Annotated in this window: 26 protein-coding genes; 8 read left to right on the top strand and 18 right to left on the bottom strand. The window is 59.1% G+C overall.

Features of this window, described 5'->3' with window-relative positions:
* Window positions 1-21 precede the first annotated feature (21 nt).
* The gene (locus NNA36_RS18180; protein ID WP_255109725.1) at window positions 22-1,248 is read right to left on the bottom strand and encodes a LysM peptidoglycan-binding domain-containing protein; all 1,227 of its coding nucleotides are present in this window, start codon (window positions 1,246-1,248) and stop codon (window positions 22-24) included.
* 212 nt (window positions 1,249-1,460) lie between these two features.
* On the opposite strand from NNA36_RS18180, the gene NNA36_RS18175 reads away from it, so the two are divergent.
* The gene (locus tag NNA36_RS18175; RefSeq protein WP_255109721.1) at window positions 1,461-2,012 is read left to right on the top strand and encodes a TIGR00730 family Rossman fold protein; all 552 of its coding nucleotides are present in this window, start codon (window positions 1,461-1,463) and stop codon (window positions 2,010-2,012) included.
* On the opposite strand, the gene rarD is transcribed toward NNA36_RS18175, so the two are convergent.
* The 10 genes from rarD to NNA36_RS18125 form a co-directional block, all read right to left on the bottom strand.
* Window positions 1,955-2,869: an EamA family transporter RarD gene (rarD, locus tag NNA36_RS18170; protein WP_255109718.1), complete on the bottom strand. Its 915-nt coding sequence runs from the start codon at window positions 2,867-2,869 to the stop codon at window positions 1,955-1,957. The two genes, NNA36_RS18175 and rarD, sit on opposite strands and share 58 nt — an antisense overlap.
* 122 nt (window positions 2,870-2,991) lie before the next feature.
* On the bottom strand, window positions 2,992-3,591 hold the full coding sequence (locus NNA36_RS18165) for a superoxide dismutase (protein ID WP_255109717.1): 600 nt from the start codon (window positions 3,589-3,591) through the stop codon (window positions 2,992-2,994).
* Between the two features lie 70 nt (window positions 3,592-3,661).
* Window positions 3,662-4,078: a hypothetical protein gene (locus NNA36_RS18160; RefSeq protein ID WP_255109715.1), complete on the bottom strand. Its 417-nt coding sequence runs from the start codon at window positions 4,076-4,078 to the stop codon at window positions 3,662-3,664.
* 144 nt (window positions 4,079-4,222) lie between these two features.
* The gene (locus NNA36_RS18155) at window positions 4,223-4,651 is read right to left on the bottom strand and encodes a hypothetical protein (RefSeq protein WP_255109713.1); all 429 of its coding nucleotides are present in this window, start codon (window positions 4,649-4,651) and stop codon (window positions 4,223-4,225) included.
* An 86-nt stretch (window positions 4,652-4,737) separates the two neighbouring features.
* Window positions 4,738-5,142 carry a hypothetical protein gene (locus tag NNA36_RS18150; protein WP_255109710.1) on the bottom strand — a complete coding sequence of 135 codons (405 nt, stop codon included), beginning with the start codon at window positions 5,140-5,142 and terminating at the stop codon, window positions 4,738-4,740.
* Between the two features lie 100 nt (window positions 5,143-5,242).
* Window positions 5,243-5,707: a hypothetical protein gene (locus NNA36_RS18145; protein WP_255109708.1), complete on the bottom strand. Its 465-nt coding sequence runs from the start codon at window positions 5,705-5,707 to the stop codon at window positions 5,243-5,245.
* Window positions 5,708-5,825: 118 nt separating this feature from the next.
* Window positions 5,826-6,395 carry a sarcosine oxidase subunit gamma gene (locus NNA36_RS18140; RefSeq protein WP_255109705.1) on the bottom strand — a complete coding sequence of 190 codons (570 nt, stop codon included), beginning with the start codon at window positions 6,393-6,395 and terminating at the stop codon, window positions 5,826-5,828.
* Window positions 6,388-9,399, bottom strand: a complete 3,012-nt coding sequence (locus NNA36_RS18135; RefSeq protein WP_255109702.1) for a sarcosine oxidase subunit alpha family protein — start codon at window positions 9,397-9,399, stop codon at window positions 6,388-6,390. Before NNA36_RS18135 ends, NNA36_RS18140 begins: the two co-directional genes overlap by 8 nt.
* Window positions 9,396-9,725 carry a sarcosine oxidase subunit delta gene (locus NNA36_RS18130; RefSeq protein WP_255109699.1) on the bottom strand — a complete coding sequence of 110 codons (330 nt, stop codon included), beginning with the start codon at window positions 9,723-9,725 and terminating at the stop codon, window positions 9,396-9,398. The genes NNA36_RS18135 and NNA36_RS18130 overlap by 4 nt, the downstream gene beginning before the upstream one ends.
* 16 nt (window positions 9,726-9,741) lie before the next feature.
* The gene (locus NNA36_RS18125) at window positions 9,742-10,989 is read right to left on the bottom strand and encodes a sarcosine oxidase subunit beta family protein (protein ID WP_255109697.1); all 1,248 of its coding nucleotides are present in this window, start codon (window positions 10,987-10,989) and stop codon (window positions 9,742-9,744) included.
* A 180-nt stretch (window positions 10,990-11,169) separates the two neighbouring features.
* Between NNA36_RS18125 and ccmI the strand changes: the two genes are divergently transcribed.
* From ccmI to NNA36_RS18110, 3 genes are read left to right on the top strand one after another with little or no spacing between them, the layout of a single operon-like run.
* Window positions 11,170-12,396 (top strand): c-type cytochrome biogenesis protein CcmI, encoded by a 1,227-nt coding sequence (ccmI, locus tag NNA36_RS18120; protein ID WP_255109695.1) that lies wholly within the window; start codon window positions 11,170-11,172, stop codon window positions 12,394-12,396.
* Window positions 12,393-12,875 carry a Holliday junction resolvase RuvX gene (gene ruvX, locus NNA36_RS18115; RefSeq protein ID WP_255109693.1) on the top strand — a complete coding sequence of 161 codons (483 nt, stop codon included), beginning with the start codon at window positions 12,393-12,395 and terminating at the stop codon, window positions 12,873-12,875. The genes ccmI and ruvX overlap by 4 nt, the downstream gene beginning before the upstream one ends.
* Entirely contained in the window at window positions 12,872-13,120 is a 249-nt protein-coding gene (locus tag NNA36_RS18110) for a DUF1289 domain-containing protein (protein WP_255109691.1), read from the top strand. The genes ruvX and NNA36_RS18110 overlap by 4 nt, the downstream gene beginning before the upstream one ends.
* Here NNA36_RS18110 and NNA36_RS18105 read toward each other — a convergent pair.
* The 7 genes from NNA36_RS18105 to NNA36_RS18075 all read right to left on the bottom strand — a co-directional run bounded on the left by NNA36_RS18105 (window position 13,111) and on the right by NNA36_RS18075 (window position 20,132).
* Complete coding sequence (locus NNA36_RS18105; protein WP_255109688.1) at window positions 13,111-13,896, bottom strand: hypothetical protein; 786 nt, start codon at window positions 13,894-13,896, stop codon at window positions 13,111-13,113. The two genes, NNA36_RS18110 and NNA36_RS18105, sit on opposite strands and share 10 nt — an antisense overlap.
* A complete protein-coding gene (locus NNA36_RS18100) occupies window positions 13,890-14,714 on the bottom strand; it encodes a sulfite exporter TauE/SafE family protein (RefSeq protein ID WP_255109685.1) in 825 nt (274 codons plus the stop codon). The genes NNA36_RS18105 and NNA36_RS18100 overlap by 7 nt, the downstream gene beginning before the upstream one ends.
* Window positions 14,714-15,751, bottom strand: a complete 1,038-nt coding sequence (dusA, locus tag NNA36_RS18095) for a tRNA dihydrouridine(20/20a) synthase DusA (protein WP_255109683.1) — start codon at window positions 15,749-15,751, stop codon at window positions 14,714-14,716. The genes NNA36_RS18100 and dusA overlap by 1 nt, the downstream gene beginning before the upstream one ends.
* Window positions 15,752-15,978: 227 nt before the next feature.
* Complete coding sequence (locus tag NNA36_RS18090; protein ID WP_255109681.1) at window positions 15,979-16,761, bottom strand: IclR family transcriptional regulator; 783 nt, start codon at window positions 16,759-16,761, stop codon at window positions 15,979-15,981.
* A gap of 12 nt (window positions 16,762-16,773) precedes the next feature.
* Window positions 16,774-18,132, bottom strand: coding sequence for a TRAP transporter large permease (locus NNA36_RS18085; protein WP_255109679.1), 1,359 nt, complete (start codon window positions 18,130-18,132; stop codon window positions 16,774-16,776).
* Complete coding sequence (locus NNA36_RS18080; RefSeq protein WP_255109677.1) at window positions 18,132-18,800, bottom strand: TRAP transporter small permease; 669 nt, start codon at window positions 18,798-18,800, stop codon at window positions 18,132-18,134. The genes NNA36_RS18085 and NNA36_RS18080 overlap by 1 nt, the downstream gene beginning before the upstream one ends.
* 99 nt (window positions 18,801-18,899) lie before the next feature.
* Complete coding sequence (locus NNA36_RS18075) at window positions 18,900-20,132, bottom strand: TRAP transporter substrate-binding protein (RefSeq protein WP_255109675.1); 1,233 nt, start codon at window positions 20,130-20,132, stop codon at window positions 18,900-18,902.
* A 119-nt stretch (window positions 20,133-20,251) separates the two neighbouring features.
* Between NNA36_RS18075 and NNA36_RS18070 the strand changes: the two genes are divergently transcribed.
* The 4 genes from NNA36_RS18070 (at window position 20,252) to pta (ending at window position 25,860) form a co-directional block, all read left to right on the top strand.
* Window positions 20,252-21,874, top strand: coding sequence for a GMC family oxidoreductase (locus NNA36_RS18070; protein WP_255109672.1), 1,623 nt, complete (start codon window positions 20,252-20,254; stop codon window positions 21,872-21,874).
* A 37-nt stretch (window positions 21,875-21,911) separates the two neighbouring features.
* Window positions 21,912-23,690 (top strand): sulfoacetaldehyde acetyltransferase, encoded by a 1,779-nt coding sequence (xsc, locus tag NNA36_RS18065; protein ID WP_255109671.1) that lies wholly within the window; start codon window positions 21,912-21,914, stop codon window positions 23,688-23,690.
* A gap of 107 nt (window positions 23,691-23,797) precedes the next feature.
* On the top strand, window positions 23,798-24,838 hold the full coding sequence (locus NNA36_RS18060; protein ID WP_255109669.1) for a YeiH family protein: 1,041 nt from the start codon (window positions 23,798-23,800) through the stop codon (window positions 24,836-24,838).
* A gap of 14 nt (window positions 24,839-24,852) precedes the next feature.
* Window positions 24,853-25,860 (top strand): phosphate acetyltransferase, encoded by a 1,008-nt coding sequence (gene pta / locus NNA36_RS18055; RefSeq protein ID WP_255109667.1) that lies wholly within the window; start codon window positions 24,853-24,855, stop codon window positions 25,858-25,860.
* Window positions 25,861-25,893 lie beyond the last annotated feature (33 nt).

Raw genomic sequence — 25,893 nt, 5'->3', positions numbered from 1 at the left:
GTTCGCCGGCTCTCAACGGCATCATTCTTCGGGAATGCTGAAGATCTGGCCGGGGAAAATCAGGTTGGGATCAACGATCTGATCCTTGTTGGCCTCGAACACCCGCACATAAAGCACACCATCACCATAGTGTTCGTTGGCAATGGCCCAAAGCGTCGATCCGGGCTGAACCGTCACCGCTTCAACCTTGTTATCCCCTTGCGGTGCAACCGCTTGCAGGGCCTCGGGTGCCTCGCGCTTGAAAGGCGTCTCCACACGCGAGACAACCTCGCCTTCCGCATCCACCTGATCGACACGCAGGGTATAGACCCCGGTATCAACATCCGGCAGTTCAGTGCGCCAGTTCCCCCCGGCCTCGATCCGCGAAGAGGTGATCGGTGCATTGTCCAGATAGACCCGCACAAAGCCCTCATCCGATCCACGGCCCGTCAACGAAACCTCACCGGCATCGGAATAGGCAATCGTATCCAGCGCAAGCGACGTTGTGACATCCGGCCCGGTCTCGATCACCGCTGGTGGCTGAAGAACCCGTACACCATCCCCGTCGGACAACAGCACTGTCGGCGCGGCGGGTTGCGTCTCTTCAACGGCAGTCACTTCGGTGTCTTCGACCGTTTCCGGCTGGACGTCCACAGTTTCAACCGTGTCTTCCGCGACCGCGTCTTCAACGGCCTCCACAACAACTTCCGCCGGCTCTGCCACGGGCTCGGGCTCCGCCTCCGCGACCACCGGCTGAACCGGTGCGAGGATCACCGTCGCCTCGGAAAAGACATCGCCGTCTTCACGACGCTGAACAAGGCTCAGAACCTGCGGTTCGCTGCTCGGAGCGATCGACGCGAAGGTCACGAATTTCCCACCCGAGTCCGTCGGGGCCTCGGCCAGATCGGCACCATCCAGAAGCACCGTGATAGACACCTCCGCCGCAGCATGGCCCGCAATAAGCGTGTTTCCATCCGGCTCGACCCGCACGACATCAAACGACGGCACAACCGTCTCGACAACGACCTCGGCTTCGGGTTCGGCTTCAGGCGTGGGTTCCTCCACCACCGCTTCCTCGGTGGCAGGCGCTTCGGTCACCTCGGGTGCTGGCGCCTCTTCGGTTTTCGGCATCGCAACGACAGGCGTTGGCGCAACCTCAGGCTCCGGTGACTTGAACACGCCACTAACAACCACGGCCACAACCCCGACAACGGCTGCGCCCCCCACGATGACGGCGTTTCCACCAAGCAAAGATGCAATTCTGCTCATGCCAGCCTTTCCCCAGATTCCGCTAGCTCAAACGCCACGCGATGAACTTAGTGCATAAGTCTGGCGCGAAACGCTCGCAAGATGTTGTCGTCTTGGGCATATCGAAAACACGCGCGGCAGCATAATGAATTCGACGGCCCCTTGACGGTTGAGCGACCATATCAACCCGAGTAACACTGGTCAAAACAGCATTGAAGATATTGGGGAATTCCATGACCAACCCGTCAATCTGTGTCTTTTGCGGCTCACGTTCCGGCAAGGACCCTGCATTTCAGACCTTCGCAGAAGATCTCGGCGCGCTTCTGGCACACAAGAACTGGCGGCTTGTCTACGGTGCCGGAGACATCGGCCTGATGGGCGCGGTGGCAAATGCCACCCAGGCCAACGGCGGCGATACCTTTGGCGTGATCCCCGTTCACCTCTTGAAACGCGAGGTCGGCAAGGTCGATCTGACCCGCTTCATCGTCACCGAAAACATGCACGAGCGCAAAAAGGTGATGTTCATGAACTGCGACGCCATCATCGTTCTGCCCGGCGGCGCAGGGTCACTGGACGAGCTCTTCGAGGTTCTCACATGGCGCCAGCTGGGTCTGCACGACAAACCGATCCTGCTCGCCAACGTGAACGGCTACTGGGACGCGCTGATTGCCCTCATCAACAGCGTCATCGACCAGGGGTTTGCCGATGCCTCCCTGAAAGACTTCATTCAGGTGGTCGATGATCTGGCGACACTGGAATCTACCTTGGACGCTGCCTTCTCCTGACGCAGCGCCGCAAAGGAATAAAGCGCAAGCGCGATCCAGATCAGGGGAAAGGCGATCCCGTGCCAAACACCAAAGGGTTCGCCAAAAATCACTACAGCACAGAAGAACTGCAAGGTCGGGTTCAGGTACTGCACCAACCCGATCGTCGACAGCGCCACCCGTTTGGTCGCAAAGCTGAACAGGATCAGCGGCGTCGCCGTCAGCGCTCCGGACAGGACCAGCAAGACACTGTCCTTCACATCCGCGCCGAATGCCCCCTGCCCGTCACCATGGGCAAACCACAGGATGACCGTGGCAATCGGAACCAGCACGATCACCTCGGCTGTCACGGACACCACCGGCCCGATGCTGAGGCCCTTCTTGATCAGCCCGTACAATCCAAAGGTTGTCGACAGCGCCAACGCGATCCACGGCGCAACCCCCAACCCCGCGGTCAGCAGGACCACGGCAAACAGTGCGATGCCAATGGAAATCCACTGCAGCCTCTGCAACTGTTCGCGAAACACCACCCGCCCAAGCAGCACCGCCACGAGCGGAAACAGGAAGTATCCAAGCGACGCCTCCGTGGCCTTGTCGTTGGCGACCGACCAGATAAAGAAATACCAGTTGAAGGAAATCAGGAAGGCCGCAGCCGCGACCACCACCACCGTGCGTCGTGACAAAAGCGCCTCGCCAAGCAGTTTGAGCCGCCCCTGGAACAGCAGAACCCCGACAAAGATCACCGCCGACCAGATCGTGCGATGGGCCAGGATTTCGATCGGCGGAATATGCTCAAGCTGTTTGTAGAACAGCGGCACGAGGCCCCATGTTAAACAGGCCACCACCATCGCCAGAATGCCTTGCCGCACCTCGCTCATGCGCCGCCTCCCCTCAAATCACCCGACGATTGATGAACCTGTTCACGGCAATTGGCAAGCAGCCATGAAAAAGGCCCCGAAGGTTTCCCTCCGGGGCCCGAATTCTCGTGTGGCAAACCCGATTACAGGCGCGATGCCACGTTCTCCCAGTTCACCAGCTTGTCGAGGAAGTTCGACAGGTAAACCGGACGCTTGTTGCGGAAATCGATGTAGTAGGAGTGCTCCCATACGTCACAGCCCAGCAGCGCGGTCTGGCCAAAGCAGAGCGGGTTCACGCCGTTCTCGGTCTTGGTGACTTTCAGGCCGCCGTCGGCGTCCTTGACCAGCCAGCACCAGCCCGAACCGAACTGGCCGGCACCGGCAGCGGCGAACTGCGACTTGAACTCGTCAACCGAGCCAAAGCTCTCGACGATGGCTTTTTCCAGCTCACCCGGCATGGCGGTCTGGTTCGGGCCCATCATCTCCCAGAACTGGTTGTGGTTCCAAAGCTGCGAGATGTTGTTGAAGATGCCGTTCTGAGCAACAGCGTTGGCGTCATAGGTGCCAACGATGATCTCTTCCATCGACTTGCTTTCCCACTCGGTGCCAGCAATCAGCTTGTTGCCGTTGTCGACATAGGCCTTGTGGTGCAGGTCGTGGTGGTACTCGAGGGTCTCTGCCGACATGCCAAGATCAGCAAGAGCATCGTGTGCATAGGGAAGATCGGGAAGTTCGAAAGCCATGGTGAGCATCCTTGTGTTCGTGCGGGTTGTTCTGCGGTACAGATGTGTGTGTCAGGGCAGAAAGGTCAAGTCAAAACCGTCGCTTGGCGTCGTACTTGCAGGTTCCATTCCCGAAAGAAGTATTGTCATAGCTCAAAAGCAGGACGTTCACGTGCACACGGCCCGATGCGCGTTCGATATTTGCCGTATACTTGACCCGCCCGCTCGGCTTACCGGAATCCGTTTCGATATTACGCAATTCCCAACTAAAAACGACGGCCTTGTCGGTGGCCCGTTTCACCTCTGCATCAAGCGGCTTCTTGTCAAAGTAGTGGTGGGTATACGCGTCATAAATCCGAGCACCCTTAGAATTCTCTTCGTACTCAAGGTAGATCTTATCCGAAATCCAGCCGTACCGGCTTTTTTTCGTCATATCGCACTCGAAAACGCCCGCGTGTGCCACCGTCGAAAATGCCAAAATCGGCAGAAGGGTCAGACAAAACTTCATAAAAATCTCCTGTTCAGAACATCTCACCTCATCACTAGGAAACACCAAGTCAAGGAGAGGAACTACCTTTATTTTCAAAATAGTACGTCAGTCATCTGACGCATCACTGCATTGCCTCGCCGTTGTCGAGACGCAACTGGCGCCTCAACGCTCCGAACATTTTCCTCCAGCGCTGAACACGACATTGCCACCACCGCGATTTCGGAAATCGTCAAGCCCCGGCGCCACCGCAAAAAGCGTCGCATCGTTGCCATTCTTCAGACGCGTAAGCGTATAGTTGATGCGCGGCGCAAAGCCCGACCGCAAGTGAACATCGCGCAGCTTCCACTTGAACGTCGTGCGCTGGTCGTTGTCCGCGGAAACCCGCGCTTCAATCGGACCAGAATGCTGGCTGTTGATCAGGGAATCGTAAACCGTCGCCGGTTTTGTCTCTGTCGCATCCGTAAGGAACACCTGCCCGCGCAGCCAGCCATCAGCCTTTTGACCGCCGAAACTGCATTCCCAGCTTCCAGCTTGCGCGCTCCCACCGACGAGACCAAGTGCCAGGACAGGTCCAAACAAAAATGGTTTCATTGTGCTTTCTCCCTACTGGTTGCCCAAAGGGCGTCGAACATTGAACTGGGGCCAGAGCACGAGTTTATCAAGAGGTCCGTCCACCCTCACTTGGGAAAGCAAATTCCCTTGCCCGTACCACCATCAGCGTCATCCGAATAGCGCGCCGTGACCTTGATCCGGTTCTCACCTCTTTCAATCTCTGCCTCGAACCGCCCGCCCCTCTGTTCATCTCCAAGCGGGCTGGGCAGTTTCTTGACATCCCAGGTCACGTGGATTGTCTCATCGGTCAACGTGACAACTTCCGACTTCACCGGTTTTTGCGAAACAAATCTGATCGTTGGATCGGAAACCAGAACCCGCCCGCGATCGGCATCGACCTCGAAGGTATACCATTCGGTCACCAGACCACCCCAACTGCGCTGACTGATGTTGCAGTCAACAACCTGCGCCGCTGCGCCTTGCGCAAGCAGGGCGAGAACTCCGGTAACGTAGAGTGCTGATTTCGACACGGGTGCCTCCTTGGATCACGAGCCACATTGGTTTACCCCGCAAGGCCAAAGCTCACAACGGTCTATCCCGAAAGTGAACGCGATCCAGAGATCGATTTCACTATTTCTTCTTCATCTGAAGGATCTTGCGCCAGCGTTTTTCTTCTTTCAACGGCTTGCACGACCCCTTGCTGTTCCAGAACTGAGATTGGCCAGGGCGGGCCGAAATTGCAAATTGGCCCGTGTCCCGTGTGAGATAGCCAATGTACTCCATACGGGAAACCGGTCTCTTATTGGAATCTCTGACGCCGGATACTCTCCAATAGAACACGTCCTTCTTGGCGCGTGTCTTTACCTTTGCCTCTACCGGATGCCCCAAAAAGACAAGCGCGACATTGTCTGCAACAACAGCCGTCTTGGCGCCGGGAACATGGGCAATGATGACCTGCTCCGAAAGCCAGGTCCGATTGTCGCCCTTATCAATTTCGCATTGCCAGATTATCTCTTTTCCCTCGGCATGACCGACAGCTGGAACGGCCAAGGCTCCCGCAATCACAGCAGCAAAAACAATTTTTAAATCAAACATTTGCCTTCACATTCCAAGTTTCTTACAGGAGACTTTTTAGCGTGCCTCTAAATAGCGTCAAGAAAAAGGCGCCCTTCCGCGTGGGAAAGGCGCCTCGAAAATCATCAGGGTAACTGGATCAGTTCAGGAAACCGACTTCGCCCCCTCTTTCAGACGAGATCGACAGCAGGTCAAAGACATACTGCGCCACCGACCGGAAGCAGATCATTTCGAACGAACCGTCCTCGTTCAGCCAGAAGGCCGCCGCCACTTGCGCTACCCGCGAGCGACGGAATTCGCCGGCAGGAAAGGCCGCCGGCGACATGTCGACAGGCGCCAGCTTGGCAATCACTTCACGTGCAGCCTCGCCCGAGATACGGAACACGGCGCGCGCATCAGAGACCTTCACGACCAGCGCGTGCTGACCGGCCAGAGCCTCGGTCATCGCCGCAACCTTGGCGTCCGCCTCCTCATAGGCGCAAACCACCAAAAGCTCGTCCGGCGACATCCAGGCAACCGATCCGCCTTCGCCATGCACGATCTTGCGCACGGCCGGCATTTCGGCACCGTTAACAGCCTTGACCGCCTCCGCCATCTCTTTCGAGTCCAGATCACCGCGCACGGTGATCATGCCGCGTAGGCCGGTTTCCTCGACCTTGGCAAAGCCTTCGAACGATGCCCCTTCAAGGGCGCTCACAGCCTTAGACATTCTGCTTCTCCCCATCCTTGTCATAGAACACCGGATCAACCACTTTGGCCTTCACGGTCGAGCCATCCACCTTGTTGAACTCGACCACGTCACCCAGACGCTTCATGCCACCGTCGATCAGGCCCATGGCGATGCCACGGTCCAGCGTCGGCGAATAGTAGGTCGAGGTCACACGACCCTGCACATTGCGCTGGCCGTTGGCATTCACGCCGGTCCCGACGATATAGGCACCGTCCGGAATGACCGACCCGTCTACCGTCTCAAAGCCCGCAAGCTTCCAGCGGTCGTCGGACGCCATGAACGGACGCAGCTGCGCACGTTTGCCAAGGAAGTCTTCCTTCTTCTTGGAAATCGCCCACTGCATGTTGAGATCCTGAGGGATCACCGTGCCGTCGGTTTCGTCGCCGATCATAATAAAGCCCTTCTCGGCACGCATCACGTGCAACCCTTCGGTGCCGTAAGGCATGATACCGAACTCGGCGCCAGCTTCCATCAGCGCATCCCAGAACGCCCGTCCCTGCGACGCGGGAACCGCGATCTCGTAGGACAGTTCACCCGAGAACGAAATCCGGTAAGCGCGGGCGTCGAATTCGCCGATCTTGCCGTCTTTCCACTCCATGAACGCGAGGCCTTCTTTCGAGACATCCATCTCGCCGCCCAGCTTTTCGATCACCTTGCGGGCGTTCGGGCCCACAACCGCGATCTGCGCGTATTGCTCGGTCACGTTCGCGGTATAGACTTTCCAGTCCCACCACTCGCACTGCAGCCAGTCTTCCATCCAGCCGTGGATGCGCTCGGCACCGCCGGTGGTGGTGTGGCACAGGAAGGTATCCTCATCGATGCGTGCAACAACACCATCGTCGATCAGGAAACCGTTCTCATTACACATCAGGCCATAGCGGCATTTGCCCGGCTTCAGCGTCGACATCATGTTGGTGTACATCATGTCGAGGAACTTGCCTGCATCGGGGCCCTTGACGATGATCTTACCAAGGGTCGAGGCATCCAGCAGGCCCACGCTGTTGCGGGTCTGGTTGATCTCGCGCTTCACCGCATCGGCATGGCTCTCGCCTGCTTTCGGGAAGCAGTACGGACGACGCCAGTGGCCAACCGGTTCAAAGAAGGCTTTCTCGTCTTCGTGGTAGGCGTGGATCGGGGTCCGGCGCAGCGGTTGGAAGACCGCGTCACGCGCTTCACCAGCGATCGAACCCATCGAGATCGGCGTATAGGGCGGACGGAAGGTGGTGGTGCCCACTTCCGGGATCGGTGCATTCAACTGGCCCGCCAGCGTGGCAAGGCCGTTGATGTTCGACAGTTTGCCCTGGTCGGTCGCCATACCCAGCGTGGTGTAACGCTTGGTGTGCTCGACGCTCTCGTAACCCTCCTGGGCCGCGAGACGCACGTCCGAAACTTTTACGTCGTTCTGGTAATCCAGCCACGCCTTGATGCGCAGTTCCGGGCCAGCGCCCTGCGGCATGAGCCAGACGGGTTCCATCGCGGCTTCGGCTGCTTCGGCAACGGCAGGCGCAGCAACGCTGCTATCCTGACCAACCGCTTTCGCAGCGGCAACACCGGCGGCATTGGCATCAGCAACGACACCCGCCAGTTCCAAAGGACCATTGGCCGACCCTGCCGGGATCACGAAACCTTCGCCATTCGCGCCTTTCGGCGGACGTGCGGCGTCGGGGCGGAAATGTGCCTGCGCATCATCCCAGATCAGTTTGCCACCGCAATGCGACCACAGGTGCACAACCGGCGACCAGCCGCCCGACATGGCAACCGCATCACATTTGATCTCTTCCAGCATCGCGCCCTGGCCCGCCTGGGCACAGACCACAACACCGGTCACACGCTTGCCGCCCTTGACCTTGGCGATACCCTTGCCGTTCTCGACACGGATACCAAGCGCCTTGGCCTCATCCGCCAGAGAACCGCCACCCGACGCACGGGCGTCAAGGATCACCGGCACTTCAAGACCGGCCTTTTTCAGAGCAATCGCAGTACGATAGGCGTCGTCATTGTTGGTCACGACAACGGTACGGTCACCCACGGACACACCGTAATCCACGGCATAGTCACGAACCGCAGAGGCCAGAACCACGCCCGGAATATCGTTGCCCGCAAACGACAGCGGACGTTCAATGGCACCGGTTGCCGTGATGATCTGCTTGGTGCGGATACGCCACAGGCGGTGACGCGGGCCGGTGTTCATCGGGGTGTGATCGTTCACACGCTCATAGCCCAGAACATACCCGTGGTCATAGACACCTGCGCCCATCATGCGGTTGCGCATGGTGACGTTGTCCATGGCTTGCAGCTCGGCAACCAGACCGTCGATGTATTCGGCCACCGGCTTGCCGTCGACCTCGCCACCGTCAACCGGCGCGCGGCCACCCCAATGCGGGGTCTGTTCCATCAGCAAAACCTTGGCACCCGAGGCACCCGCCGCTTTTGCAGCCTGCAGACCGGCGATACCGCCACCGATCACCACCACGTCGACAAAGGCGTAGAAGTGCTCATAGGTGTCCGCGTCGCGATCCTGCGGCGCTTTACCCAGACCCGCCGACTGACGCACAATCGGTTCAAAGACATGCTTCCACGCAAAGCGCGGGAACATGAAGGTCTTGTAGTAGAAACCCGCCGGGAAGAACCGGGTCATGTGGTTGTTGATCGCACCGATATCGAACTCGAGCGACGGCCAGTGGTTCTGCGAGGTGCAGGTCAGACCATCAAACAGTTCGGTCGTGGTGACGCGCTGGTTCGGTTCGAACTTGCCGCCCTCGCCGAGGTTGACGAGGCCGTTGGGTTCTTCCGAGCCGCTGGCGACAACACCGCGCGGGCGGTGATACTTGAACGACCGGCCGATCATCATCTGGTCGTTTGCCAGAAGTGCCGAAGCAAGGCTGTCGCCTTCGTAGCCGGTGAATTGCTTGCCGTTGAAGCTGAACTTGAGCTGCTTGCCCTTGTTCAGCAGACGGCCGCCTGATGCGAGACGCGTGCTCATGCGAATTCCCTCCAGGTCCAGCCGGGATACTTGGCCGAAATCTTGTCTTTGATCTCCTGAGGCGGCTCCAGCGTCTGTGCCGAATAGGTGCCAAATACCTCAAGGGTCATGGTGCAACGGGCGGCGTGAAAGAACTTGCCGCAGCCGTTCGAGTGGCGCCAACGCTCAAAGTGAACCCCTTTCGGGTTTTCACGCATGAACAGGTAACCTTCGAAGTCATCGTCCGACGAACCGGGACCGAAACGCTTCAGGTGCGCTTCACCTTCCGCGTGCAGTTCGGTTTCCTCGGCCTCTACGCCGCAATAGGGGCATTGAAGAGTAAGCATATCCTGTCCCCTTCCCTTAGTGAGCCACGCCGGCCGCGACGGATTCGTCGATAAAGCGGCCTTCGATGAAGCGTTCCATGCCGAACTCGGCACTCAGCGGACCCGGTTCGCCCTTGGCGATCAGCTCGGCAGTTGCCCAGCCGCCACCCGGAATGGCCTTGAAGCCGCCGGTGCCCCAGCCCGCGTTGATAAAGCAGTTGCCCAGAGGCGTCTTGCCGATCACCGGCGACCGGTCGCCGGTCACGTCCACGATACCGCCCCACTGGCGCAGCATCTTGAGGCGCGACACCATCGGGAAGGTTTCGCACAGCGCGCGCACCGTTTCCTCGATGTGGTGGAAAGACCCACGCTGGGTGTAGTTGTTGAACCCGTCGGTACCACCGCCGATCACCATCTCGCCCTTGTCCGACTGGGACATGTAGCCATGCACGGTGTTGGCCATGACGACCACGTCCATGCAGGGCTTGATCGGCTCGGAAACCAGCGCCTGAAGCGCAACGCTTTCCATCGGCAGACGGAAGCCCGCCATATCGGCCAGCGCCCCCGAGTTGCCCGCCACGACAAGACCCAGCTTGTCACAGTCGATCGGCCCCTTGGTGGTGTCGACACCCTTGACCATGCCGCCCTCGGACCGAACGCCGATGACTTCGCATTTCTGGATGATGTCCATGCCCATGTCGGAACATGCACGCGCATAGCCCCAGGCCACCGCGTCGTGACGACCTGTGCCGCCGCGTTCCTGCCAGAGGCCACCCAGAACCGGATAGCGCGGACCATCAATGTTGATGATCGGCACCAGTTCCTTGACGCGCTCGGGACCGATGAACTCGGTCTTGACGCCTTGCAGGGCATTGGCGTGCGCGGTGCGCTGGTAACCGCGAACCTCGTGCTGGGTCTGCGCCAGCATGATCACGCCACGCGGGCTGAACATCACGTTGTAGTTCAGGTCCTGCGACATGGTCTCGTAAAGCGAACGCGCCTTTTCATAAAGCGCCGCCGAGGGGTCCTGAAGATAGTTCGAGCGAATGATGGTCGTGTTACGGCCGGTGTTGCCGCCGCCAAGCCACCCTTTCTCGATGATTGCAACATTGGTGATGCCGAAGTTCTTACCAAGATAGAACGCCGTGGCGAGACCATGTCCCCCCGCGCCTACGATGATCACATCGTATTTCTTCTTGGGTTCCGGCGAACGCCACGCGCGTTCCCAACCGGTGTGGTACCGGGCGGCCTCGCGGGCGATGGCAAAAGCTGAGTAACGTCTCATGATGATGATTCCGATCTGGGACGGGTATTGGAAGATTAATGTACCTTCACATGCCGTTTCACCCGGTTCAAACCGTCGGTTTGGCGAACGGTTGCGACATGTTCATGTTTCCTTGACTTTTGCCCTTTTTACCGCCCCCCCGAAGATATAGATGAAGGGCACTGACCACAGGAGGCCTCCATGCTGTTCTGGATTACCGCCATTGCCCTGACATTGATCGTCGCGCTCTTGCTCGGGCTTGCCATCCTGCGCGGACGCACCGGAAGCGAACCGCCCGCAGCCTATGACCTGCGCGTCTACCGCGATCAGCTCAAGGAAGTTGACAAGGATCTGGCCCGTGGCGTGATCGAAGAGGCCGACGCCGAGCGCGTGCGTGCGGAAATCTCCCGCCGTATTCTTGCCGCCGATGCCCAGCTCAAGGAAGGCGGCGACACCGGTGGCCAACCCGCAGGCGCGGGGCGCGTGGTTGCCGTTCTCATGGCCCTGTTCGTCATCGCTGGCGGCCTCGGTCTTTACTCCTCGCTTGGCCAACCCGGCTTTGAGGATGCCCCCCTTCAGGCACGTATCGACGCCGCCAAGGCAAAACACGACAGCCGCCCCGTTCAGGCCGCCTTCGAGGCCACCCTGCCCGTCACCCCAGGCCAGACACCTGACGGCGAATATGCCGAACTTATTGAAAAACTTCGCGCCAGCGTTGCCGAACGCCCCGACGACCTGCAAGGCCAGATCCTGCTGGCCCGCAACGAGGCCAACCTCGGCAACCTCAAGGCCGCCTACGAGGCACAGGCCGCCGTCCTGCGCATCAAGGGCGACGAGGCGAACATCGACGACTACCTGACCCACGCCCAGCTCCTGATCAGCGCCGCCGAAGGCTATGTCTCTCCCGAAGCCGAAGCCTCGCTGCGCAGGGTCATGGAACGCGATCCCCGCAATCCGCTGGCACGTTACTACTGGGGTTTGATGCTGTTGCAGAATGACCGCCCCGACAGAACCTTCCGTCTCTGGGAACAGCTTCTGCGCGACAGCACCCACGACGCCCCTTGGGTCCCGCCCATCCGCCAGAGCCTGCCGGAACTGGCTTGGTTCGCGGGCGTCGACTACCAACTGCCCCCTGCCGCCCCCACCGGCGGTCCGACCGCAGAAGACATGCAGGCCGCCTCGGAAATGAGCGCCGAAGAACAAAGTGAAATGATCCGCGGCATGGTCTCGAGCCTTGCCGAACGCCTCAACACCGAAGGCGGCACACCGCAGGAATGGGCCCGTCTTATCGGGGCCTATGGCGTTCTGGGTGAACAGGACCGCGCCATCGCCATCTGGAACGAAGCCCAAGACGTCTTTGCCGCCAACGAAGAGGCCCTCGCCATCGTACGCGGCGGCGCCGTGCAGGCCGGGATCGCTTCGGAATGACCCATCTTTTCGAGACAGTCGAAGACATCCTGCCCGCCATTTCGAACATGCAGGCCCTGATGGGCCTTGATCTTGGCACCAAGACAATCGGCGTGGCGCTTTCCGACAGTTTTCAGACGGTTGCCACCCCGATGGAAACCGTTAAGCGCAAGAAATTCGGCATCGACGCCGCCCGCCTTCTGGAAATCATCGACCAGCGCAGCGTTGGCGCCATCGTCCTTGGCCTGCCGCGCAACATGGACGGCACCGAAGGCCCGCGCTGCCAATCCACCCGCGCCTTCGCCCGCAATCTCGCTAAGCTGACACCGATTCCGATCTGTTTCTGGGATGAACGCCTGTCGACTGTTGCCGCAGAAAGGGCCCTTCTTGAGGCGGATACGACTCGCAAACGTCGCTCAGAGGTTATCGACCACGTCGCGGCCTCCTATATCCTTCAGGGAGCATTGGACAGGATGCGACACCTGAGGAGCGCGCAATGAAGGCAACGCAAGCGGAAAAAGACAAGGTCTGGAAGCGGAACGAGGTGGAAAGCCCCTGCATTCAGGTCTGCGTGATCCACAAGGAAGAGCGCTTGTGCACCGGATGTCTGCGCTCGATCGACGAGATCACCCGCTGGTCGCGCATGGAACCGGAAGAGCGCAGCGCCATCATGGACGAACTGCCCTCACGCGCACCGCGCCTGCGCAAACGGCGCGGTGGCCGCGCCGCCCGCACTCAGGGCTGATCCAGCCAGGCTTCGGCCCCACCGGCAATCTCGGGACGGAAATAGGCGATGATCCGGTTCTCCGGATCACCCGCACGCCGCGTCTCCCACCCCTTTACCCCATGCACAACCAACCGGTGCATCAAGTAGCATTCGCCGGGCCGCGCATGCACTTCGACCATCGGGCAGGTCTCGAAAGCCCGTTTCCGCGCAGCAACATAGGCGTCGGTGATATCCACCCTGCCCCAGTCCGCGCGTGGTACATCCTTGAGGAAATCCGCCATTCCGGCACGGATCACCTCGTGACTTCCTTCCCAGACCACCAGCGGCGCCGCATGGGCGGGCGCATCGTTCATCGGGATGCCAAGGATAAACGCATGTGGTTCCGCGATGGTCCGGCGGCGATCCGGCCCCTCGAACTTCAACCCGTCCACATGCGCCGCAAACCGCCTGTCGCGATACCGGAAGCCCGCCTCGCTCTCACCCCGCCTCGGACGCGGATAACCGGGGCGCACAACCGACACCTGCGCGCGGTGCAGCGGAGGCATGGCCCCAAAAGTCTCGTGAATGAAATCAACCGCTTGCCCCGCCAGCGGCTGGCCGGACACCGCGCCGCTCTCGTCATTGTGCAGGGCATCGACACCGATAAACCACGTATCCTCGCAATCCCACCATTCGGCGAGCGCGGGATCTTCCATCGACGCCATCGCGTGTGGCAACGCCGCCTCGACCCAGGCCGCAATCCCCGCATCCCAGCCGAACCGTGTCCAGCCACGCGCCGCCAGCGCGCTTACCATCCAAAGGCCTTCCGCAACATGTTGATCGCCACCAGCGTCAGGAACACCGCAAACACCCGTTTGAGCGGCTTGGGGTCCATCGCATGGGCGAGCTTAACCCCCAAGGGCGTGGTGATCAGCGTCATCGCAATGATCAACACAAAGGCCGGAATATTCACCGCACCAACCGTATAAGGCGGACGTGTCGCCGGATCGATCTCGAGAAACAGGAACCCAAGCACTGAGGGCGCCGCGATAATCACGCCAAAACCCGCCGCCGTGGCAACCGCGCGGTGAATGGGCGTGTTGAACAGGCTCATCAGCGGCACGCCGAAACTGCCGCCTCCGATCCCCATCAGCACCGACAGGAACCCGACACCGGGGCTCAGAACGGCGCGTGTCACGCCTTTCGGCATCGCCTGCCCAAGACGCCACTCAGACTTGCCGAACCCCATGTAAAGACCGATCACGATACCTAGACAGCCAAAGATACCCTGCAACGTCACCGACCGCAGCGACGACGCCACCAGAACGCCCAGAACCGCGCCAATCGCGATCCCGATGGCCCAGCCGCGCAGGATATCCCAATCCACCGCGCCCTTCTTGTTATGGCTCAGCACCGAACGCACCGATGTCACCACGATCGTCGCCAGCGAGGTGGCCAGACAGACCTGCATCAACTGCGGTCCTTCATAGCCAAGGCCGCTGAACGCATAGAAAAACGCCGGCACAAGAACGATACCGCCGCCAACGCCCAACAGGCCCGCAAGCACACCGGCAAACCCACCGATGACCACCAGCATTGCGGCCATCGGCAGCAAACTCGACATTTCAGGCATCACGCGCTCCTTGCCTCAGACCCATCAAATTCCGCCACATGCGACAGGGCCTCCTCGACAAGCGCAACACCGGCACCCGGCTTGGTTGCGTTCTCCGACAGCACCCGCCGCCACGCCCGCGCCCCGGGACGCCCCGAGAACAGGCCCAGCATGTGACGGGTAATCTGGTGCAGCTTCCCCCCGCCGTCCAGATGCCGCTCGATATAAGGCAGCATTTCCCTCACGGCATCATGCGCCGTGATCTGGCGCGCACCGCCGTAAATCCGGCGATCCGCCTCGACAAGAATGTCTGCAGGGTTGTGATAGGCCGCCCGCCCGATCATCACCCCGTCGAGCCCCGCAGCCAGCAGCTCTTCGGCGAGGTCAAGCGAGGCAATGCCCCCGTTGATCGAGATATGCAGATGCGGATAGGCCGCCTTCATGCGTTTCACGAGGTCGTAGTCCAGGGGCGGAATATCGCGGTTCTCCTTCGGGCTCAGCCCTTGAAGCCAGGCCTTGCGCGCATGGATCGTGAACCGCGTCACCCCCGCTGCCGAGGTCTTCTCGAGAAAATCCGGCAAAACCTCTTCCGGTTCCTGCTCATCCACACCGATCCGGCATTTGATCGTCACCTCGACGTCGCTGGCCTCTGCCATCGCGGCCACACAGTCCGCCACCAGCTCAGGCTGGCGCATCAAAACCGCCCCGAAGGTGCCCGACTGCACACGATCCGACGGGCAGCCGACATTGAGGTTGATCTCGTCATACCCCACATCCGCCCCAAGCCGCGTCGCCTTGGCCAACTCCTGCGGATCTGACCCGCCCAACTGCAAGGCGACCGGATGCTCTTCGGGGTTATAGTCCAGAAGATGCAACGCCCCCCCCTGCACCAACGCCGGCGCCGTCACCATCTCGGTATAAAGCAACGCCTCGCGCGACAGGATACGATGCAGATACCGACAATGCCGGTCTGTCCAGTCCATCATAGGTGCCACGCTTAAACGCGCTGCGTGCTGCACTTCGGCAAACCCTGATCTTGCTTGGCTTTTCGGCCCCATCGTCTTCACCGTTTTCCTCACCTAGGCCCAGCGCGCCCCTGTTTCCGGACGCAGCCCCAAAGAATGTCGCTTTGAAGCCGCCGTGTAGCACTTTTCCCAATGCAAATTCCAGCACCTCAAATCACACTGTCGTGCGGACCATGAGGTCGCATAGGTGCATCCCTTTCCAATGAGATCACTTAAGTTGGAAACACCCCACCTGTCGCAAAGGTCGATGCCTGTTCGGGCTATTGAATTCGGTTGAGTTCAGAGAGCTTATCCGCAGCGGTCCTCAGGGGTTCCAGAAAGCCGATGATTTGCTCAAGGGAGCACCGCGTGACCGGCGCGTGGACAGACAGCGTTGCCAGAAGTCGATCCTGCGGGTCCAGGATGGGAACCGCAATCGCAGCCATTCCTGTCATGAACTCCTCGTTGTCCTGCGAAAACCCTTGCTTGCGGATCTCCGCAAGTTCCCTGCGAAGGACTTCGGGATCAGAGATTGTCTGCTCGGTCAGCTTTTCCAACGGCTTGGAACTCAAGACACTGTTCAGTGTCGTGGACTTGAGCGAGGACAGGTACATCTTGCCGCTTGCCGTACAGTGAAACGGAACCTGCGTGCCGCGTGGCAGCTGAATGCGCAATGGCCATTTGGTTTCAACCCGATCGAGATAAGTCATGCCCTCCCGATCTGGCGTTGCAAGATTGATTGTCTCACCGATTTCCTCGGCCGCACTTTTCATGATCGCCAAACGCGCGGTCCGCACCCGTTCGGACGACATCGTATTCACCGCCAAAGCCCGCAGCCGATCCCCCGGGCCATAGGACCGCCCGTCGATATCGCGCTGCAAAAACCCTTCGGCCTCCGCAGTTTGCAGAAGCCGATGGATCGTTGGTTTTGGCAAGCCCATCGACTCGATCAGGTCGGTGGGCTTAACCGAGACTCCAAGACGCGCAACTTCTTCGAGGATGATAAGCAGCCGTAGGTTGGTTGGTATCTGTCCGTCTTTGCTTGTTGGCGCGTCTTCGGGCATCGCATCTCAGTCTTATCTGTCGGGCAGCAAGAACAACGCGATATCCGGTACAAGAGAGACGAGAATCCAGACGCCGATCAGTGCTGCAAGGTAAGGTACTGTATAGCGAAGCAGCCGGAAATAGGGAACACCTGTGACCCCTGATGCGACATAGAGGTTCAGCCCGTATGGTGGCGTGATGAAGCCGATAGATGCCCCGACCAGGAAGATAACCGAGAAGTGGATCGGATCAATGCCAACAGACGCGGCGATCGGCGCCAGGATCGGTGCCAGGATGATGGTCACTGGAAGGCTTTCCAGAACCATCCCCGAAAAGAACACTATGACCATCGAAGTGAACAGAACCGCGTGATACCCCCCCATCGAGGTCACAAAGTCGCCGATGGTCTGTTGTGCGCCCAGCAGCGACAGGATCTGCTGCATCACAACGGAAATCGCGATCAGGGGCGCGAGAATACCGCTGATTTGCGCCGACCGCACAACAATCGAGGGGATTTGCGGAATGGTGAACCCTTCTACGACAAACATCTGCACAAAGCTCTTTTCGGCCAGTGGTGTATCCTTGTCCGTTCCCATCAGCTTGTTCAGCGGATAGCTGACCAGGCCGGCGATAACGCAGAAGCCCACGGTGACACCTGCCGCCTCGGTTGGGGAGAACTTGCCGGTGTAGATGCCCCAGAGCACAAGACCGATGGCAAAGAAGCCGAGCCAGGCCCCAAAGGCTGTTTTCAAAACGCGGTTCAGTTGCAGCGGGATGAGATGGCCCCATCCGTTGATCCGGCAGATGATCCAGCATGCCAGCTGCATTCCGATCACCATGAGAGCCCCCGGAAGAATACCGGCAACAAAGAGATCGGAAATAGGCAGGTTCAGAAGGAACCCGTAGACAATGAAGATGATGGACGGCGGAATGATGATGCCCACGGTCCCACCCGCAGCCGCGGTTGCAGCCGAGAAACGTTCGTCGTAGCCCCCCTTCACCATCTCGGGATGCAGCATCGAACCAATCGTTGCCGTTGTCGCAGAGTTCGATCCGGAAATCGCTGCAAACAGACCGCAAGCCCCCAGCGAGGCCATCGCAAGCCCCCCTCTTAGCCACCCCAGGCAGGCATAGGCAAAGTCAGACAGGCGTCTTGCGATGCCCGACTGGTTGATCAGGTCGCCAGTGAGGATGAACAGCGGCATGGCCAAAAGCGCAAACCCCTTGTTGAAGACGTTCATAAGCTCGGCCCCCATGTTGTCCAAGGTCAGGCCGAGGACAAAGGAACAGCCCAGAACCCAGTACCCGATGACAAGAAGCACCGGCACACCAAGCATGAAGAGAAAGGTGACCCCAATCGAGATCAAGGTGACCCAAGTACCGTCAGTCATTACGTGTCTCCTCCGATCACGGCTTGTTTGATCATCGTTGTTCCGCGGCGATAGTTGCCAATGTCTTCGAACAGGTTCTCGAAAACACGTGCGGTCATCAGGATGGCAGAGAACGGAACGGTGATCAGGAACCACCATTGCATCGTGTTGTCGGTCCCCAGGACGATCTGGAAATTTGCCGCCGAAAGGGCGGTGGCACGGCTGGTCGTCACAACGATGATCACCGCAAAAATGAACCACAGAACCGCGTCCAGTGTCAGGCATGCCATCTTGCCGCCACGTGGCATCGCCATGCGAAACTCTGCAAAGCTCAGGTGCGTGCGTAGTCGCACGTTAAAGGCCGCTCCAAACCAGGCCATTATCATGAACAGAAGTGGCGGAATGGTCGTCGACCAAGGTTGCTGGTTGGAAAAGATAAACCTATCAATAACGCCCCAGAAAATGATGAAGGCGATCGCGAGATAGCTGTACACCATGATGGTGCGCTCCAAATGGCGATCCAGCCAAGGAACCCGCTTGTAGACCCAAAGAACCAACAACCCCAGCAAGGCCGTGGCAATGGTCCCGAACACCCAGGCGGCATCGGATTTCAGCGCTGTGCGAATTTCAAAACTGTCAAGCGACAAGAAGGCGCTGAAAATGGCGCCTATATCAGACCAAAGTGACATGGCCCCCTCCCTTTAGTACCCTTTCCTGCAACCGCGGATGGCTACAGGAAAGAAAAGCCGGCGCATCGTCGCGCGCCGACTCTCGCGTTGTTGAAGATATTATGCTTTCCACCAGCGGCGTGGCTCAACATTCTCCGGCTTCATGTCCTTGGGAACCTGGCGGGCGATGTCATAGATTTCCTGATAGGTGTCGATACCACCAGCCCACTTGTTCAGACGATCACGCCATTTTTCCCAGAGCTGCGGCTGGAACTCGGGCGAACACATCTCTTCGGCCATCCTGATCTGGTCATCGGCCAGGAAGGCGTTGCGCACGTTGTTCTCGGCAAAGATCGTGCCCGGCATTTGCGGATCGGAATGTCCAACCGTTTTCACAAGGGCGGCTTCGTTTGCTGCCTGAACGTGGGTCTGTGCCCAATAAGCAGATTCCATAACCGCGTCCTGAAGATACCCTTCCAGGCTGTCAAAGACACTTGCACTCATCGAAGTGTGCTCGGTGCCGCAGAAGAACTTGAGATCAACAGACTGGCTGACCACGGGCGACATGTTGGCATAGGCCACCGCCGAGGCCCAGGTCTCTGCGCCGTCGATCAGGCCCTGCTTCAAGCCGTCCAGAGTTTCCTCCCACGCCACCGGGACCGGGTTCAGGTTCAGCGCCTGCATTGCAATACGGCCAAGCTGCGTACCGGTTACGCGGTTCTTGGTACCGAACAGCTCTTCCAGCTTGGTAACCGTGGGCTTGTCCTCCCAGCCAAGACCCAACTGAATACCGCGCAGTTCGCAGTGGCTGAACAGGAACTTCAGGCCGTGACGCTTTTCCAGCGGGTCACGCAGGATGCGCTGCGAGTCCGGGCTGTAAAGGAAGTGGTACTGCGACGCGCGCCCCGGGAACATATAGGCATAGTCCAGCACGTTCAGATAAGGCGCACCACCCGCAGAGTTCTGGGTCGAAGCGGCGTAAATGTCGACAATCCCCTGCTGGGTTTTCTCAACACAGGACGTCTGACCGCAGATCTGGTTGTTGCCGATGAACTCGATACGGATTTCACCGTCAGTACGGCTTTCAAGATCACGCGCGAACTCAAGAGCGCCGGCACGTTCGATCAGCAGGTTCTGCGCGTTGAAGCCCGATGCACCGAACTTCAGGGTGTGTTTCGCGGTCTTGGAATAGCGCTTTTCATAAGTCGACTCCGCAGCCTGCGCGAGATTTGCCAGGCTCATTGCTCCCCCAAAGCCTCCGGCCGCTAGCAAGGTCGAACTTAATCCATAACGCCCTGCGACGCGGAACAAGTCGCGCCGGGTGATTTTGCTCAGATTGTTGGAGACACTCATGTCTTTCCTCCCATTTTTACAATTATTGAGACTTGTGGTCTCATTTTTAATCATTTAGTGAAGTGTTACGCAAGGGAATTCTCGAAACCCAAATAAACCCGCCGCCGGAGGAAACGTTTATGTCACCGAAAACAGCCGATTTTCTTATAGTTGGGGCCGGATCCGCAGGGTGCGTTCTTGCCAATCGGCTAAGTGAAAATCCTGCGAATCGGGTGGTTCTTCTCGAGGCCGGCGGGCGGGATCTGAACCCGTGGATCCATGTTCCGGTCGGATATTTCAAAACCCTGCACAACCCGAACACTGATTGGCGCTACAAGTCCGAACCCGATGCCGGATTGAACGGTCGCTCTCTGGACTGGCCCCGCGGCAAAACACTCGGCGGCTCCAGTTCCATCAACGGTCTTCTATATGTGCGCGGGCAAAAGGAAGACTATGACCGCTGGGCGCAGATGGGCAATCGAGGCTGGAGCTATGATGACGTCCTGCCCCTGTTCAAGCGCTCCGAGGCCCATGAAAACGGGGCCGACACGTATCACGGCGGCGACGGCGGGCTTTCGGTCTCTCTGATCCGCGCAAAAAGCGAGATTTCCGAAGCTTTCATCGACGCGGCCGTCGAAATGGGTGTGCCGCGCACCGAAGACTACAATGGTGAAAACCAGGAGGGTGCAGGCTACTTCCACCAGACCGCCAAAGGCGGGTTCCGATGCTCATCGGCGCGTGCATTTCTCAATCCGGCCAAGAAACGCCCGAACCTGCAGGTCATTACCCATGCGCATACGGAAAAGCTGATTTTCGACATCAATGACGCACGGCGCGTGGTCGGCGTGCGCTATTCTAAAAACGGGCAAACCCACGAGGTCCGACTGAACCCCGGTGGCGAAGTCGTGCTTTCGGCAGGCGCGATCGGGTCTCCCCAAATCCTCGAGCTTTCCGGCATTGGCCGCGGCGACGTCCTGCAAAATGCCGGCGTCGCGGTGCGACACGAATTGCCGGGGGTCGGCGAAAACCTTCAGGACCACCTGCAAATTCGACTGGTCTACGAAGTCAACGCGCAAACCCTCAATGATGCGATCAACCGGTTCATTCCCCGAATGGGCATCGGCCTCAACTACGTCCTGTTCAGAAAAGGCCCGATGAGCCTTGGGGCCAGCCAGGTGTGTGTTTTCGCAAAGTCGATGCAAGGCCTGGAAACGCCCGACATCCAGTTTCACTTTCAACCGCTCAGCGCCGACAAACCCGGGATCGAGATGCATCCGTTTTCGGGCATCACGTCATCGGTCTGCCAGCTGCGCCCGGAAAGCCGTGGCCACATTCACATCAGCTCGCCAAAGGCCTCAGATTACCCCAAGATCGTACCGAACTACCTGTCAGCGACCGCAGACCAACTGTGTGCAGTGCGCGCTGTCAAGTTCGCACGCGCCATGACCAAGACACAGGCCCTGAGCCCGTTCATCGTCCGCGAACATGTCCCCGACGGCAATCCGCAGACCGACGAAGAGCTCTTGGACTGCGCCCGCAACATCAGCCAGACCATCTACCATCCCACCAGCACCTGTCGCATGGGAAATGACGACCTTGCCGTCGTCGACGACCGTCTGCGCGTGCGTGGCATAGACGGTCTCAGAATTGCCGACGCATCCATCATGCCCGACATCGTTTCGGGCAACACCAACGCCCCCACAATTATGATTGGCGAAAAGGCCAGCGACATGATCCTCCAGGATCGTGCGGCCCGCGCCTGACCCCTACCCGACCTAAATCCGCACAGGAGACGTGACTATGAAAATGACAACCGAAGAAGCCTTTGTAAAAGTCCTGCAGATGCATGGGATCGACCATGCCTTCGGGATCATCGGCTCGGCCATGATGCCCATTTCCGATTTGTTCCCGGCGGCTGGGATCAAGTTTTTCGACTGCGCCCACGAATGCAACGCCGGCATGATGGCCGACGGGTTTACCCGTGCGTCCGGCAACATGTCGATGATGGTCGCCCAGAACGGCCCGGGCATCACAAGCCTCGTAACCCCGATCAAGACCGCCTACTGGAACCACACTCCGCTTCTGATCGTTACCCCTCAGGCGGCAAACAAAACGATGGGCCAAGGCGGCTTCCAGGAAGTTGAACAGATGGCCCTGCTCGAGGACATGGTCGCCTACCAAGAGGAAGTGCGTGATCCAAGCCGCATGGCCGAAGTCCTGAACCGGGTGATCCTGCAGGCCAAGCGCGCAAGCGCCCCTGCGCAAATCAACATCCCGCGTGACTACTGGACCCAAGTCATTGATATCGACCTGCCTGCCGTCGTGGATTTTGAACGTCCTTCAGGTGGCAAGAAAGCCGTGGCCGAAGCCGCTGCACTGCTGTCCGACGCCAAGTTCCCCGTCATCCTGAACGGTGCAGGTGTCGTCCTCGGCGATGCCATCGGTGACTCGATGGCGCTGGCCGAGCGCCTCGACGCGCCCGTTTGCGTTGGCTACCAGCACAATGACGCGTTTCCGGGCAACCACCCGCTTTTTGCAGGACCGCTGGGCTACAACGGCTCCAAAGCGGGCATGGAGCTTATCTCCAAAGCCGATGTTGTTCTCGCGCTCGGCACCCGCCTGAACCCGTTTTCGACCCTGCCGGGCTATGGCATCGACTACTGGCCCAAGGATGCAAAGATCATCCAGGTCGACATCAACCCTGACCGCATTGGCCTGACCAAACCGGTGTCCGTGGGCATCGTGGGCGACGCCAAGCAGGTTGCACAGGGTATCCTGGAACAACTCTCCGACACCGCCGGCGATGCAGGTCGTGCGCAGCGAAAAGAAACGATTGCCACCACCAAATCGGCCTGGGCCCAGGAGCTGACGTCGATGGATCACGAAGACGACGATCCCGGCACGACGTGGAACGAACGTGCCCGCGGCCGTGAACCCGAGAAAATGTCTCCGCGCATGGCGTGGCGCGCCATCCAATCGGCGCTCCCCAAGGATGCGATCATTTCCTCTGACATCGGCAACAACTGCGCCATCGGCAATGCCTACCCGTCCTTCGAACAAGGGCGCAAATATCTCGCTCCGGGTCTGTTCGGCCCCTGTGGCTATGGTTTTCCCTCAATTTGTGGAGCCAAGATTGCCTGCCCCGAGACACCAGTGGTCGGTTTCGCCGGAGACGGCGCCTTCGGCATTTCGATGAACGAGATGGTCTCGGTCAACCGCGATGACTGGCCCGCCATCACCATGGTGATCTTCCGCAACTACCAATGGGGCGCGGAAAAGCGCAACACGACCCTGTGGTTCGACGACAACTTTGTCGGCACCGAACTCAGCACCGAAGTGTCCTATGCCGGTATTGCACGCGCCTGCGGCGTGGACGGTGTTGCCGTTTCCTCGATGGAAGAGCTGACCGACGAGTTGAACAAGGCGGTCAATCGCCAGATGAAAGAGGGAAAAACCACCTTCATCGAAGTGTTGCTCAATCAGGAACTGGGCGAACCTTTCCGCCGCGATGCGATGAAAAAACCCGTCAGCGTTGCCGGTATTGATGCGGCAGACATGCGCAGGCCTGTCCAAGCCTGACCATTTCCTCGGCCGGGGCGACACGATCCACGCCCCGGCTTTCCTCGCGCCCCCTTTTCCCTCCTCTCAAAAGGGGGCGCTTCCTTGTTTTCGAAAGGTCTTGTCGGATGCGCGCTGTTCTTCAGTCGAAACTCTCCTTGTCGGACACCCGTCTGTGGGCTCGGCGCATTTGGCGCGGCTTATTGGTGTCGGTCATGGTTGCCGTCACCGCGCAATTCTTGTCCGAACACTATGGCGCACCGGCGATGCTCATGGCGCTGCTTCTGGGAATTGCCTTTCATTTTCTGGTCGAAGAGGACGCGGCTAGCTGTAAGGAAGGTGTTGATTTCACCGCCAGAACCGTCCTTCGGATTGGCGTTGCATTGCTTGGAGCACGGATCAGCGTCGAGCTGATGATCGGCCTTGGTCCACAGCTCATCGCGGTGGTTGTCTTGGGTGTTGTCCTGACGATCCTCTTTGGTTTGCTTGGTGCGCACCTGCTGGGACGCGGCTGGCGTTTCGGCCTGTTGACCGGTGGCTCCGTTGCAATCTGTGGCGCCTCAGCCGCAATGGCAATCGCAGCCGTCCTGCCCAAGAATGAACAATCCGAGCGTAACCTGATCTTCACCGTTCTGTCGGTCACGGTTCTGTCGACCATCGCAATGATCGCCTACCCTATCCTGACCGAGATGTTCTCCTTCAACGATGAAGTATCAGGTGTTTTCCTTGGTGGCACCATCCATGACGTTGCCCAGGTTGTCGGCGCAGGTTTCTCGGTATCGGACCAGACCGGCGAGGTGGCGACCATGGTGAAACTGATCCGGGTTGCCATGTTGGCACCCGTCGTATTGATCATCTCAATCGCTGTACGGCGATATGCCGAAAATGGTGTCGAGAAAGGCAAGCGACCACCCATCTTGCCAACCTTTGTCGTCGGCTTTCTGATCTTCGCCACGCTCAACTCGCTTCACCTGATCCCCGGCTTCCTCGTGGATGCAATGTCCTCGATAAGCCGCTGGGCGCTTCTCATCTCGATCGCCGCCGTTGGAATGAAAACCTCTCTGAAGCGCATCCTCGACGTCGGCGGTCAGGCAATCGCTCTGATTGTCGCGGAAACCCTGTTTATCGCCCTGTTCGTTCTGCTGGGCGTGCTGCTGTTCGGACACTGAAAAGGATTTCGAGAATGAAACCGCTGGAACTGCTGCTGCGCAACGCGGCCCGGTCGCAAAAGAAAATCGTGCTGAGCGAAGGAACAGACGCGCGTGTCGTGGCAGCAGCCATCGAAGCCCACAGGCAAGGCATCGCACGCATCATTCTCATAGGCGAAGAGCTCGCGGTGCGCTTGCAGTTCTCTATGCTGAAAATAGAGCCTGATGCGAGCATAGAGATACACGATCCCGCAACATCTCCCCTCCGGGACGAACTTGCGCTCTTGTACTATGGCCTGCGAAAGCACAAGGGCGTCACGCTGGAAAAGGCGCTTCGGGCTGTCGCCAAACCACACTTATTCGCGGCGCTTCTGGTCAGGAAAGGGTATGCAGACGGAACCGTGGGAGGTGCCGTGGAAACAACCGCGGAAATCGTCCGCACGGCCATCCAGGTGATCGGACCACGCGAAGGCGCCAAACTGGTGTCCAGCTTCTTTCTGATGCTGTTCTGCGCCGAGCATCACGCAAAGAAAGGGGCATATATCTTTGCCGACAGCGGTCTCGTCGTGGATCCGAACCCGGAAGAAATGGCGCAGATTGCCGTGGCATCCGCCAAATCCTTCGCGGCGCTCACAAGGGAAACGCCCCGGGTTGCAATGCTCTCGTTCTCTACCCACGGCAGCGCAGAGCACGACAAGGTCTCGAAAGTGGTAACTGCAACCGAACTCGCAAAGACGGAAAACCCAAGCCTTCTGATCGATGGTGAACTACAGTTTGACGCCGCCTTTGATCCGATCGTTGCCGCGTCCAAGGCCGAAGATTCCCCATTGAAGGGAGACGCCAACATCTTTGTCTTTCCAAACCTGGAAAGTGGCAACATCGCCTACAAGATCGCCCAACGGGTCGGCGGGGCCCATGCCATTGGCCCGATCCTGCAGGGCCTCGACAAACCCGCCAACGATCTTTCCCGGGGATGCTCCTCAGAAGATGTCCTCCACATGATCGCGGTTACGGCGGCACAGGCCGAACAAATGCACGGCTAATTCCGCCGGTGCAGGATCCACGAATTCGCAAAC

It is taken from the genome of Shimia sp. CNT1-13L.2 (assembly GCF_024331145.1).
Lineage (GTDB): Bacteria > Pseudomonadota > Alphaproteobacteria > Rhodobacterales > Rhodobacteraceae > Shimia.
This window is presented reverse-complemented; position numbering and strand designations above follow the sequence as displayed.